At 52.7% G+C, this 12,674-nt stretch carries 10 protein-coding genes; 7 read left to right on the top strand and 3 right to left on the bottom strand.

Features of this window, described 5'->3' with window-relative positions; genetic code table 11:
• Positions 1-13 precede the first annotated feature (13 nt).
• A complete protein-coding gene (locus tag ACO0LF_RS20315; protein ID WP_423017307.1) occupies positions 14-1,438 on the top strand; it encodes a trypsin-like peptidase domain-containing protein in 1,425 nt (474 codons plus the stop codon).
• A gap of 9 nt (positions 1,439-1,447) precedes the next feature.
• On the opposite strand, the gene ACO0LF_RS20310 is transcribed toward ACO0LF_RS20315, so the two are convergent.
• A complete protein-coding gene (locus ACO0LF_RS20310; protein WP_423017305.1) occupies positions 1,448-2,458 on the bottom strand; it encodes a DUF2804 domain-containing protein in 1,011 nt (336 codons plus the stop codon).
• A gap of 60 nt (positions 2,459-2,518) precedes the next feature.
• Positions 2,519-3,097, bottom strand: a complete 579-nt coding sequence (locus tag ACO0LF_RS20305) for a hypothetical protein (protein ID WP_423017303.1) — start codon at positions 3,095-3,097, stop codon at positions 2,519-2,521.
• A gap of 214 nt (positions 3,098-3,311) precedes the next feature.
• Here ACO0LF_RS20305 and ACO0LF_RS20300 point away from each other — a divergent pair, with 214 nt between their 5' ends.
• The 6 genes from ACO0LF_RS20300 (at position 3,312) to ACO0LF_RS20275 (ending at position 10,732) form a co-directional block, all read left to right on the top strand.
• Complete coding sequence (locus ACO0LF_RS20300; RefSeq protein WP_423017301.1) at positions 3,312-4,613, top strand: TolB family protein; 1,302 nt, start codon at positions 3,312-3,314, stop codon at positions 4,611-4,613.
• 83 nt (positions 4,614-4,696) lie between these two features.
• Positions 4,697-5,461, top strand: coding sequence for a FadR/GntR family transcriptional regulator (locus tag ACO0LF_RS20295; protein WP_423017299.1), 765 nt, complete (start codon positions 4,697-4,699; stop codon positions 5,459-5,461).
• Between the two features lie 382 nt (positions 5,462-5,843).
• Positions 5,844-6,755, top strand: a complete 912-nt coding sequence (kdgD, locus tag ACO0LF_RS20290) for a 5-dehydro-4-deoxyglucarate dehydratase (RefSeq protein WP_423017297.1) — start codon at positions 5,844-5,846, stop codon at positions 6,753-6,755.
• 24 nt (positions 6,756-6,779) lie between these two features.
• The gene (locus ACO0LF_RS20285; protein WP_423017295.1) at positions 6,780-8,357 is read left to right on the top strand and encodes an aldehyde dehydrogenase (NADP(+)); all 1,578 of its coding nucleotides are present in this window, start codon (positions 6,780-6,782) and stop codon (positions 8,355-8,357) included.
• Positions 8,358-8,457: 100 nt separating this feature from the next.
• Positions 8,458-9,828, top strand: coding sequence for an MFS transporter (locus tag ACO0LF_RS20280; protein WP_423017293.1), 1,371 nt, complete (start codon positions 8,458-8,460; stop codon positions 9,826-9,828).
• 1 nt (position 9,829) lies between these two features.
• The gene (locus ACO0LF_RS20275; RefSeq protein ID WP_423017291.1) at positions 9,830-10,732 is read left to right on the top strand and encodes an SMP-30/gluconolactonase/LRE family protein; all 903 of its coding nucleotides are present in this window, start codon (positions 9,830-9,832) and stop codon (positions 10,730-10,732) included.
• Positions 10,733-10,805: 73 nt separating this feature from the next.
• On the opposite strand, the gene ACO0LF_RS20270 is transcribed toward ACO0LF_RS20275, so the two are convergent.
• Complete coding sequence (locus ACO0LF_RS20270) at positions 10,806-12,674, bottom strand: glycoside hydrolase family 28 protein (protein WP_423017289.1); 1,869 nt, start codon at positions 12,672-12,674, stop codon at positions 10,806-10,808.

Genomic DNA, 12,674 nt, shown 5'->3' with positions numbered 1-12,674 from the left:
TTCTGGACATGCAATGAAACAAACTCTCTACGACATACTCTCGGTTCAGGCGGATGCGACGGCGGAACAAATACACGTGGCTTACCAGGATGCCATGGTCAGGCTGGAAAGCGTGGAACTGCACGACCCAAATAAAAAAGTCCTGGTGCGTGAGGCGTATGAGTTGCTATCAAATCCACAAAAGCGTGCCAGTTATGATGCCCACCTGGCCAGACGAGAAAGCGTGCAGGCACAAACCACCAGCGATCAGACCAAGAGGCCGGCAGCCCCGGCAAAACCGAGGAATGTATTTGGTCCTGTGATTTTGCTGGCCTTATTACTGGCAGCGGCTGGTTTGTGGTGGTCCATGAAACAAAAAATGGAACGCAACAAGCAGGCAGAAATACCTGTCTATAGTGAAGTGACACCTGCTGCGCCAGCCAAGCTGCCACCCGCGCCTTTGGCAAATACGCCTGCTCCAGTGACGGCCCCTGCAACTGCGGCCCCAATACCAACACCAGAACCAGTCACCAGCAATGCTGAGACAGGCAAATCTGCCGAAGAAATATATGCCCTGCGATCACCCAGTATTGCCCTGATTTCTGTGTACGGACCTACTGGTGCGCAAGTCGCGATGGGGAGTGGTGTGGTGATTGCACCTGAGGTCGTGATCACGAATTGCCATGTAACACGCCCCGGAGTGCAATACAAGGCCAAGATAGGCAAGGAAGTGCTGGCAGCAACTGTCACCATGGCAGACGAAGAATTTGATTTATGTCGTCTCAGCGTACCAGGCTCAACAGCACCCGCCGTGTCACTGGGTAGTACCGACAGTCTGCGCATAGGCCAGAAAGTATTTGCGATAGGTGCGCCCCAGGGCCTGGACCTGACCATCAGTGATGGCATAGTCTCAGCGCTGCGCCCATTGTCAACCGGTAAGGTGATACAGACTACCGCACCAATTTCACCTGGCTCCAGTGGTGGCGGTCTGTTTGATGCAGCCGGCAGGCTGGTAGGCATCATGACCTTCCAGCACAAGCTGGGACAAAACCTGAACTTCGCCGTGCCTGCAGACTGGATCACCAGCATGACATCCCGAAAGGCCAGCAATCAAAGCGTGGGTGCACTGACCATGGGTAGCGCAGAAAGTAACAGGGAAGGTAACCGCGATGGTGGCGCGCAAGCTTCAGCAGCACAACAAGCGGTTGCCAGGCTCCTGGGTAACTGGACCTGTTATGGCGTCTTGACTGGCTATAGCATGGAAGTCCTGTTTGACAAGGACAGCAAAATGAGCGGCACCATGAACGGCAAGAAGTTTACTGGTAATTATCTTTTTGATGGCAAATCCCTGTCGTTGAGTATGGGTAGTTCAGTTTCTGGCGTCGTCGAAGAGTTCACGGGTAATAAACTTGTGGTCAATGGCGGCAAAGCCGACCGCCTGGTATGCAATCGGCGATAAGCATGTGGCCTACCATTTGGAGTAGTGATCTTCAGTCACACCCACCAGTTTCTCTATTTGTCGCCTGGGCTCATCCAGGCTGGCCCTGACCCAGCCGCTGAATAAGCCTATGGGTTGCAGATAGCGGCTGCTGGCAATAAGCAGATTCTTGTTTTCCGCACGAAAACCTTCTGGCCGGAAGTGCAGATCCAGCAAACCATCATCGGTAAAAATATGCCAGTCAGCCATGGCCTGGCTGGCATCGAATTCAAATTGAGCAGCGCCCAGGCTGATGAGCTTGCCATCCAGCCACAATGCATTTTCATGCTGGCCAAAATAGCCTGCCTGCAAATTGAAACCGACATCCATGCCGTGCGCCGAAGCCCAGCGCCAACTGGTTTCACGTGCCAGGAAACCATTGCTATGGTCATAGCTACCTATACCGGCTTGCAAGCTGAAACTGCGACCACCGACGATCACCTCGCCTGCCAGCGGCATGCCTGGTGACTTGACAGTCGCGTGCACGGTGCCGCCCTGCACTTCGCCTATGGCAAGTAGAGAAGGCGCGGTCAGGCTGGCATTCAGCAAGGCATCGATACTGAAAGAACCGCATTGCAGTTGCAACTGGAATTGCCCACGGTCTGGCAAATGCTGGAAACGGATTTTGTTACTCAGAAACTGGAATTGCGCCGCAGCCCCGGCTGCTGGCTGCTGCTTCAGTTTTGCTGTCAGACCAGGCAAGCCATCCTGGGAATAACTGGCGATGAGCTTGCCTTCCTGTCGATCAAACACATAGGCAAAAGCAGTATTGGTCCAACCCACGTCAACGATGGCAATGCCGCAAAATATCTCTGCCGTTGCCAGTGCCACATAATGCCAGTGCTTATGGTGCAAAGTTTGCCACAGCTTGCTGCGCTGATAAGGCAGGGCCAGGCTAGCCCAGTCTATGACATCGGGAGCACCGGCATATTTGCCAAATCTGGGTAGCCCTTCAGGGTTCAGGACGTGTGTGGGGGCAGGTGGTAGAAAATTGGCTGGCATGGTGTCTTCATATTTATTGTATGTCAGCGATTCTGCCGCAACTTGCCTAGAGCGTCTATTTCAAAGCGTACTCAGGTTTTGGCGACGTATCGCCGGTATGCTGAGCAGCTTCAACAAAGCATAACCCCATAACAGCAAGCCCATCCCCAGGCAGCCATAGGGGTCAGCCGGCCCACCAGACAGCAGGAATGGATAAGTGATGGCGAACAGGCTGATCAGCAGACCCAGCCACAAATGGCCCGGTACTTTAAACAATCTCGCCAATGGCAGGAAATGCAAACCTATGATCAGCATCGCGACTGGCATGACCCATACTGCATGCCCCAGATTGATCAATACATTCGAGGATATCAGTATCAGCAACCATTGCCCGCCATTCACGATATGAAACCAGCGCGCTGCCTTCTTGGTGGCAGGGCTATCTTCTTCAGCAAATTCCAGGTACTGGCGATTGCGCAAGCAGGCCAGGCAAAACAGGGCAAGGCCACCCAGGGCGATAAGCAGGTACACCAGCCAGCTAGCCTGCAGAGATCGCTGTATCCATAGTGCCAGCCAGGCAGAGCCAAAGACAGAAAAAAACATCGCACCCTTGGCACGGGCGGAATAAGATGACAATGCCACAGTATTAAGATCAGACATGATGAACACTCCCTGGTTGTATGCAGCCAGTGTGAATGAAATGCGTACATCGCATCAGAGCAAAGTGTCAGGACTTGCAGGTGACAAATGTCATTAGTCCTGTTTTACATCCTGAAACAGCACAAATGGCATGCACACAATGACTTGCATGCATAATGTCGTTTTGCGTGATTATTTCTGTCCGAGTGGGCAGATAATTCAGGAGATATTCGCTGTGCATCTACTCATTATCATCGTCGCCTTGCTAGGTATTGCCTATGTGCTCAACCAGCTTGTGCAGAAAGACAAGTCAGGAACAATTGGCGCGACACTACCAAACTCAGCCCACGATCCTGCCCAGCAAAGCAAGCTGGACCATGCGGCACCAGGCACGGCTGTGGCTTTTATTTCGGAAGGTAAATTGTTTTATCGCGCAGCCCATGGTGAAGTCAAACAACTGCATAGCCCTTACGTGCAAGAGATGCTGGATAAAATGGAAAGACACCAGGAGAAGAATGCCTGGAAACAAGGAACCAGCTTTGGCATTTCTGCATCCGGTGCCATGCGCCGCTTTGATGGCGAAGCTGCACAAATCAATACGACTGCCATGCAATTTGATGAGCAAGGCCGTATCCTGTATTTTTTGCAGGATGCAGGCATGGGTGGCTTGTTTTCTTATGAGCTGGAAACTGGCGTAGAGAAGCGCATCCTGCACAGGCAAAACCTGGCACTGACAGACATGCAACTGGACAAGGTGACTGGCCGCTTGCTGGCATCCGCCACGAATAAAACAGGTGTCGCCAATTTAGTCATGCTCGATCGCGAGGGCGACAATTATCGCGAATTGACTGGCGGTGATACCCTCGATACCAGCCCCTGCTGGATACCCGATGCCGAGAAACAGATACTCTACCAATCCACAGGCATAGCCCGTAATCAAAGCGGTATCACACTAGCCCATGGCAATGCCAGCATACAGATGCTGGATATGAAAAATGGTTCGGTAACGCCCGTGCTGGATGATCCCGCCTATGACTACCTGCATCCACGCGTATGCCCGCAAGGCAATTTGCATTTCATACGCAGGCCTTATGAGATACCAAAGTATGAAACCCGCAATGCCCTGCTGGATGCCCTACTCTTCCCTTTCCGCTTATTGCGTGCAGTGTTTCATTACCTGAATTTTTTCTCCATGATGTATAGCCGCAAGCCTTTGACCAGTGCGTCCGGGCCTGCCATGAATGCCGACCTCAAAGAAATCATGTTGAAAGGCAAGCGCATCGATGCTGAAAAGGCCTTGCAAAAAGAAAACATGATCAATGGCGTGCCTTCGCTGGTGCCCGCATCCTGGCAATTGATCAGCCGCAATCGTCAGGGGCTTGAAACTGTCTTGGCCACCAATGTGGTCGCCTACGACATGCGCAATGATGGCAGCATTATTTATTCGAATGGCCGTGGCGTATTCTTATTGGGTACGGGCAGACTATCCAGCCTGATCCTGAAGAGTGATCTGGTGGCTGATGTGATTGCCCAATAAGGTCATAAAAGTTATAGGTTATCATACATCCATAAGCTCACTTGGGGTAAAATCTCCCCATACCTCAAGCAAGCAGCCGCCACATGGACACTCCAGACTACGCCAACACTCTCCCCTCCAAAAGACGGCACAAAAGCCTGTCCCAGGGGGTAGTCGAAAGTATTAGCAATAATATCAAGAGTGGGGTATTGAAGCCGGGTGACAAGCTGCCTACCGAATCCGCCATCATGGCTTTGTATGATGTCAGCCGTACTGTGGTGCGGGAAGCCATTTCGCATCTGCAAGCCGCCGGGCTGGTGCAAACCCGCCATGGCATAGGTACTTTCATACTGGAACCCAGCCAGGCCACGACTGGCATGCTGCGCGAAGCCATCGTCACTGTCAGGGATGTGCTGGATATACTGGAACTCAGGATCAGCCTGGAAACCGAGGCCGCCTGGCTGGCCGCAGCCCGCCGAACAGAAGAACAGGCGGCAGCTCTGGGCAAGGCACTGGAAGAGATACTCAGCAATAAAACCGAAGAAAATGCCTCGGTGGATGCCGATGTACGCTTCCACCTGCTCATCGCGCAAGCCACTGGCAACCGTTATTTTGTCGATATTCTCAGCAATCTGGGCACCACCATCATCCCGCGCGCCAGACTTAAATCTGCCATGCTGGCCCTGGATGGCAGCAGCAATGCCAGTAGCAACTACTTGGACAGAGTCAATCGCGAGCATGAAGATATCTACCTCGCCATATTGCGCAAAGACCAGGAAGCCGCCAGGGCAGCCATGCGTACCCACCTCAGCAATAGCCGTGAGAGATTGCGCCAAGCACAGCAACGCATAGAGGCAACACCGGATTAATTGCGGCCATATCTGAATGCATGCATCTGCGCATCTCAGCGCTAATGCAAAGCTGCTTGCTGTACAGAGTGCGACCTGGTTAAATTAGCAAGCCGCACCTATCACCTCCCCCTCATGGTCAGAAATTCCAGGAGGTGTTGCGCATGCCACAGCCTGCGAAATACAGACCTGACAAAAGCCGGGCTGTAGCCTGGCCAGGACCAGTGTCAAACCTCTTTCACTAGCACAACACACTCATATTTTTAAAAAGTCTGCTTGCGATCTCTTATTTTAAGTTGTACGATGACGTATGACTTAATTAAGCAATGACTCAAACACGCACTTTTTAAAAACCATAGAACCTGGTCCAGACGCCATCCAGGTTGCCATTTCCGGAGCCACCATGCATCCTCAAGAACTGAAACAAATCCTGTCCTCTGGCTTGCTGTCTTTCCCTTTGACTGACTTTGACGCGGCTGGCGATTTCAATGCCAAGACTTATGCAGAACGTCTGGAGTGGCTGGCCCCCTATGGCGCCAGCGCCTTGTTTGCAGCCGGCGGCACGGGTGAATTTTTCTCGCTGACCGGTGGTGAGTATGCCGACATCATCAAGACTGCGGTAGACACTTGCCGTGGCAAAGTACCTATCCTGGCTGGTGCCGGTGGCCCTACCCGCCAAGCGATTGCCTATGCACAGGAAGCAGAGCGCCTGGGTGCGCACGGCATCCTGCTGCTGCCACATTATCTGACCGAAGCCAGCCAGGACGGCCTGATCCGCCACGTAGAAGAAGTCTGCGCCTCGGTTAAATTTGGCGTGGTTGTGTACAACCGTGGCAATTGCCGTTTGACTGCCGATTCCCTGGAGAAACTGGCAGCGCGCTGCCCCAACCTGATCGGTTTCAAGGATGGCATAGGCGATATCGAATTGATGGTATCGATCTGGCGCCGCATGGGCGACCGTTTCAGTTATCTCGGCGGCTTGCCCACGGCGGAAGTGTATGCTGCAGCGTACAAGGCACTGGGCACACCGGTGTACTCTTCTGCCGTATTCAATTTCATGCCCAAACTGGCGATGGATTTTTACCATGCCATTGCAGCGGACGATCATGCCACATCAAATCGCCTGCTGGACCAGTTCTTCCTGCCTTACCTCGAAATCCGTAACCGCAAAGCCGGTTATGCAGTGAGTATCGTCAAAGCAGGCGCGCGTCTGGTTGGCCATAGTGCAGGCCCGGTACGCGCACCACTGACCGACCTGACAGAGGAAGAAGATGCCATGCTGCATAAACTCATCCTGGCACAAGGCCCGCAATAAATTCAAAAGCAAAGGGAGTACAGTATGCAAATCACCGGGCAAATGCTGATCGGTAAAAAAGCGGTTTTTGGTCTGGCAGGTAATGTCAAAGCCATAGACCCATCCACCAATCAGGAAATCGAGCCTGTCTTTGGCTACGCCACGAAAGATGAAGTTGAACAAGCTTGCCTGCTGGCTGAACAGGCGTTTGACAGCTACCGCAACACCAGCCTGGAGCAAAGGGCGCGCTTTCTGGAAAGCATAGCCACCGGCATCATGGATCTGGGCCCGACACTGATAGAGCGTGCAGCACAAGAAACCGGCTTGCCCATCGCCCGCCTGGAAGGTGAACGAGGCCGTACCGTCAATCAATTGCGCCTGTTTGCCAAGGTAGTACGCGATGGACACTGGCTGGACGCGACCATAGACAGCGCCTTGCCAGAACGCGCACCACCACGCCCGGATTTGCGCTTGCAAAAAATTGCCCTGGGTCCGGTTGCGGTGTTTGGCGCCAGTAATTTCCCGCTGGCGTTTTCAGTAGCGGGTGGCGATACTGCATCTGCCCTGGCCGCGGGCTGCCCTGTCGTCGTCAAGGCGCACAATGCTCATTTAGGCACAGCAGAACTGGTAGGCCGCGTCATACAAAGAGCAGTAGCGGATTGCGCCTTGCATGAAGGCGTGTTCTCCATGCTGGTAGGCGCTGGCAGCCAGGTTGGGCAGCAACTGGTAGCTCACCCTGCCATCAAGGCAGTGGGTTTCACGGGTTCACGTTCAGGTGGCCTGGCACTGGTAAAAACTGCCAGCCAGCGCAAAGAGCCTATTCCGGTGTATGCGGAGATGAGCAGTATCAATCCAGTATTCTTGCTGGATCATGCTCTGGCCGAACAAACCACGACACTGGCGAAGAATTTTGTCGATTCCCTGGCATTGGGTGCGGGTCAGTTCTGCACCAACCCCGGACTGGTGATTGCCATAGAAAGTGCAACAGCACGACAGTTCCTGCAAGATGCCGCCAGGGCTTTGGAAGACAAACATGCGGCAACCATGCTGACACCTGGCATACACCAGGCCTATGTCAAAGGCACTACGCATCTGGCTGACATCGCGCAATTGCAATTGGTGGCCAAAGGCCAGCAGGCAGAATCTCCATGTGCAGCACAAGCGATGCTGTCTGTATGTTCAGGCAGCACCTTCCTGAGCACGCCAGCCTTGCAGGAAGAAATTTTTGGACCTTCTTCCATCGCGATTCTGTGCAAGGATTTTGATGAAGTGCTCACCGTCGCCTCATCACTGGAAGGGCAATTGACAGCAACCGTGCATGCCATGGCTGAGGATCATGCCCAGGCCAGAAAGCTCTTGCCCGTACTCGAAAGAAAGGCCGGACGCATCTTGTTCAATGGCTTTCCTACCGGAGTGGAAGTGGCGCATGCCATGGTGCATGGCGGCCCCTTCCCGGCAACCTCGGATAGCCGCAGCACTTCAGTTGGCGCTGCTGCGATTGAGCGCTTCTTGCGCCCGGTTTGTTATCAAGGTTTCCCGGCAAATTTATTGCCGACAGCGCTGCAGGATAACAACCCCCTGCAACTTGCACGTATCATGGATGGCAAATTGACCTTCGCCTAGCATGACACTGAACAGCTCTGGCTGTTGAATGATAAGCAATGCACCAAGCACACGAAGATGTGCAGGCATGCCAATGAATGAATAAAATGGAGACGCTCGCATGAGCCAGCAAAGCATAGGAAAATACCGGTGGACCATCTGTGCCCTGCTATTTTTTGCCACTACCGTTAACTACCTCGACAGGCAGGTACTCAGTCTGTTGTCACCAGACCTGTCCAAAGAATTTGGCTGGACCAATACCGACTATGCCAATATCACGGCAGCCTTTCAGTTTGTGTATGCCATTTCCATGCTGCTGGCTGGTCGCTTCATCGATAAGATAGGCACCAAGAAAGCTTATCTGATCGCGATTGCAGTATGGTCGATAGGTGCAGTCATGCATGCCTATTCCATCATGCTGGGCAAAGGCATGGTGAATGCCCTGACAGCGCTGGGCATCGCAGCAATTCCAGTCTCTGTCGCAGGCTTCATGATTTCGCGTGCAGTACTGGCGATAGGTGAGGCTGGCAACTTCCCGGCAGCGATCAAGGCCACGGCAGAATATTTCCCCAAACATGAACGCTCTTTCGCCACCGGCATTTTTAATTCCGGTGCCAACATCGGCGCGATCCTGGCACCTTTGACTGTGCCGCTGATTGCAGAACTATGGGGCTGGCAGGCAGCTTTCATTATCATAGGCGCGATAGGTTTTGTCTGGATGATATTCTGGCAGCTATTCTATGACAAACCTGAGCAGCAAAAATACCTGTCGGCAGCGGAGCTCGCTTACATCAACAGCGGTGATGCGCAAGCAACAGAGGCAAGTGCTCCTGGCGATGCAGGTAAAAAAATATCCTGGTTCAAACTGCTTTCTTATAAACAAACCTGGGCCTTTGTCATTGGCAAATTCATGACAGACGGCGTGTGGTGGTTCTTCCTGTTCTGGCTGCCAAAATATCTGGAAGCGCAGTACAAGATGCAAAAAACAGAAATCGTCTTGCCACTGGCAGTCTTGTACAGCATGACCATGATAGGCAGCATAGGCGGCGGTTATTTTCCCAGCTATTTCATGCGCCGTGGCGACAGTGCCTACAATGGCCGTATGAAAGCCATGCTGGTGATTGCCCTGTTCCCGCTCGTGGTCTTGCTGGCGCAGCCATTTGGTTATCTCGGCTTTTGGGTACCGGTATTACTGATCGGTATAGGCACCTCTGCCCACCAGGCCTGGTCTGCAAATATCTTCACTACTGTGTCTGATATGTTCCCGAAAAAATCGGTAGCATCCATCGTCGGCATAGGTGGTATGGCGGGTGGTATCGGTGGTGTACTGGTATCAAAAACTGGTGGCTGGCTGTTTGACTATTATGGACAGCTGGGTCATATACAAACTGGTTACACCATCATGTTTACTTTCTGTGCGGTAGCTTATCTGCTGGCATGGGGCATGATGAAGGCACTGGTACCCACCCATAAAGAAATTACCGACCTGTAAGATGACTCAATTTTCACATATAGTATCGATACCAGCAGTCAACTGCATCGTCGGCGAAAGCCCTTTGTGGCATGCGGAGCAAGCGGCCTGGTATTGGGTTGATATACCGGCGAAAACCATCTGGAAACTCGATGCCAGGAATGGTGAACTGAAATCCTGGCTGAGTACAGAAATGGTGGCCTGCATCGCCCTGAAACAGGATGGTGATTTTATTGCGGGCATGGAGAGCGGTATTTTCAACCTGCATCTGGGCGAAGGGCCGCGCGCCCTGCAAACCCGCCTGGCAACACCCGCAGAGCTGGCCGAACCCGGCAGCGGCATGCGCTTCAATGATGGCCGCTGTGACCGTCAGGGCCGTTTCTGGAGTGGCACCATGTTCATGGACATGGCTGCAGCGAAAGCAATCGGCAATCTCTACCGCTATTCAACGGCGCAAGGACTGTCGGCACCTGTGGTCAGTAAGCTGCTGACGCAAAATGGCCTGGCCTGGTCACCTGATGGCAAGACCATGTATTTGTCTGACTCTCATCCAGGCAGCCAGACTATCTGGGCATTTGATTACGATATAGAAGAAGGCGTTCCACATAAGCAGCGCGTCTTTGCCGACATGAAACCCATGGCTGGCCGCCCTGATGGTGCCGCTATGGATATTGATGGCTGCTACTGGATATGTGGCAACGAGGGTGCCTGCCTGCTGCGCTTCACGCCTGCAGGCAAGCTCGACAGGACCATAGCCCTGCCCATGAACAAACCTGCCATGTGCACTTTTGGTGGGCCGGACATGAGTACCTTGCTGGTCAGTTCCATAGGCGCAGGAAAGGCAGAACATGATCTATGGGCAGGCAGCCTGGTGCTGGTCAGACCAGGAGTAGCTGGTGTGGCAGAGTCAAGATTTTCCGTTTAAGAGAGTAGCTCAATATCAGATTACGCGCAGCGGCACTTCAGCGCATAAGAGTTAGCCTCTTATGCGCATTTTTTTATGCTGAGAGCTGGCTATTGTGCAGCTTGTCACCTATCTGCACATTCTTTAATTCCAGGCCCTTGACGTTGTACAGATACAGCGGGCTGGCAGCATTCACTGGCGTACCAAACTGGCAGTCGCTGATCGTTACATTGGTGACAGGGAAGATCATGGGATTCTTGTCGTCACCGTTATAGTCCGAGGCCACAGGACCCAGGATGACAATGGCCTGGAAGCACGAGAACTTGCCGTTTTTGGTCGTGACATTACCCACTTTGACATTCGAGATATGCACATTCGTCACTACCGGCGGCCTGGTCCTGACATTGTCACTGACAGGTGCGTAATCGCAATCAAAGGTGATGACAGCACCGGCAGCGGTGGCGACTGTCTTGGATTGAATTGGTGAGCCAGGCAGGGAGGTGTAAAAAGACGGGCTGGTCTGCACGCCATTCGGAATCGTAATATTGCGGACAAAGAAATTCTTCAGGTAACCGCCACGGTTCATATTCGTCTTCAGGCGTATCGCTGTGTTCAGTGGATTGGTGGCCCAGTTGATATTCTCGAACAAGAGATTTTGCGCATACACATTTTGTATGCCACCCGCCATTTCACTACCCAGTGTCACCGCGCCATGACCGCTTTGCATGGTGCAATTCTGGATGACGATATTTTGCGAAGGCCCATACTGGGTATCCAGATTCTTGCCTGCCTTGATGGCGATGCAGTCATCACCTGAATCAAAGGTGCAGGATTCAACCAGTACATGATCACAGGCCTCAGGGTCAAAACCGTCGCTGTTCGGGCCATGGCTTTTCGCCAGGACATTGCGTATCACCACATTGCGGCAATGCACAGGGTGGTGCTGCCAGAATGGTGTATGGTTGACCTGGTAGCCCTGCATCAGCACATTCGTGCAACTGATGAACTGTATCATCGGTGGACGCAGATTATGGCCCATGCCAAAGATGCGCTTGCCCAAAGGTACTCCAGCTTCTGACAGGGACGGCAGATAATTCGCATCGGCACGCCATTTATCATTGTCACCCTGTATGCGCAGTTTTTGCTTTTCATCGAGTTGCGGTGCGATTTTTTCCAGGCTGCTCGCATTCAAATCATTTGCGGTATTTTCTGAGCGCTTGCCCAGCTTGTAATTCGGCGTGGTGTTTTGCCCCACAGAATTGATGGTTTTTTGTTTGCCCTTCCAGGTCCACCAGCAATCACCATTATCATCAAAGGGAACACCACCCTGGCCATCAAGTATGCTGCTCCAGTCATCACCAGTCAGGGCGATATTATCCTGGCCATAGGCATATACCATGGGTGAGAAATTCAGGCAGTCATTACTCTGCCAGCGAGAGATCACCAGCTTGCCATTTGGCCCGCAATCAAAGCTGCCGTATTTAGCATAGTCTTCAGGATTATTGCTGAAATAGACGTGCGCGCCCTTTTGCAGATGCACATTCACATTCGACAGCAAGACGATGGGGCCTGCGCAATACCAGTTACCGGCCGGGATGATCACACGGCCACCACCAGCTTCATGACAAGTCTTTATTGCCTGAGCAATCGCCGGATAAATATCTTTGGCATTGACGACCGGTGTAGATAAATTATCCTGCTCTTCAAAAGAGATCCAGGCTTTGACTTTTTTTAATTCACAAGTGACAGCACCAAAGTCAGTGATGCGGTAATCAGCAGCGCGAAATTTGAGGGGCTTGGCGAGGCGATCGACAATGTCCTGGGCTTTTTGCCAGGGGTCTTCTATCATGCTCGCGGCGAGTGCACGGCTTGCAGGCAAGCTGCTGCCAGCGGCCAGGGATATCGTTTTGATAAAGTGGCGGCGCGCAGTCTGGCTTGCCACTGTATTTTTTTCGTGTTTCAT

It is taken from the genome of Undibacterium sp. Di27W, assembly GCF_049340345.1.
Taxonomy (GTDB): Bacteria; Pseudomonadota; Gammaproteobacteria; order Burkholderiales; family Burkholderiaceae_D; genus Undibacterium.
Note: the sequence above shows the minus strand (reverse complement) of the source record. Positions and strands in the feature narration are given on the sequence as shown.

Coding starts and splice junctions, on each gene's coding strand:
- ACO0LF_RS20315 (WP_423017307.1), top strand. CDS start 14: ATGAAACAAACTCTCTACGACATACTCTCGGTTCAGGCGGATGCGACG.
- ACO0LF_RS20310 (WP_423017305.1), bottom strand. CDS start 2,458: ATGCCAGCCAATTTTCTACCACCTGCCCCCACACACGTCCTGAACCCT.
- ACO0LF_RS20305 (WP_423017303.1), bottom strand. CDS start 3,097: ATGTCTGATCTTAATACTGTGGCATTGTCATCTTATTCCGCCCGTGCC.
- ACO0LF_RS20295 (WP_423017299.1), top strand. CDS start 4,697: ATGGACACTCCAGACTACGCCAACACTCTCCCCTCCAAAAGACGGCAC.
- kdgD (WP_423017297.1), top strand. CDS start 5,844: ATGCATCCTCAAGAACTGAAACAAATCCTGTCCTCTGGCTTGCTGTCT.
- ACO0LF_RS20285 (WP_423017295.1), top strand. CDS start 6,780: ATGCAAATCACCGGGCAAATGCTGATCGGTAAAAAAGCGGTTTTTGGT.
- ACO0LF_RS20280 (WP_423017293.1), top strand. CDS start 8,458: ATGAGCCAGCAAAGCATAGGAAAATACCGGTGGACCATCTGTGCCCTG.
- ACO0LF_RS20275 (WP_423017291.1), top strand. CDS start 9,830: ATGACTCAATTTTCACATATAGTATCGATACCAGCAGTCAACTGCATC.
- ACO0LF_RS20270 (WP_423017289.1), bottom strand. CDS start 12,674: ATGAAACACGAAAAAAATACAGTGGCAAGCCAGACTGCGCGCCGCCAC.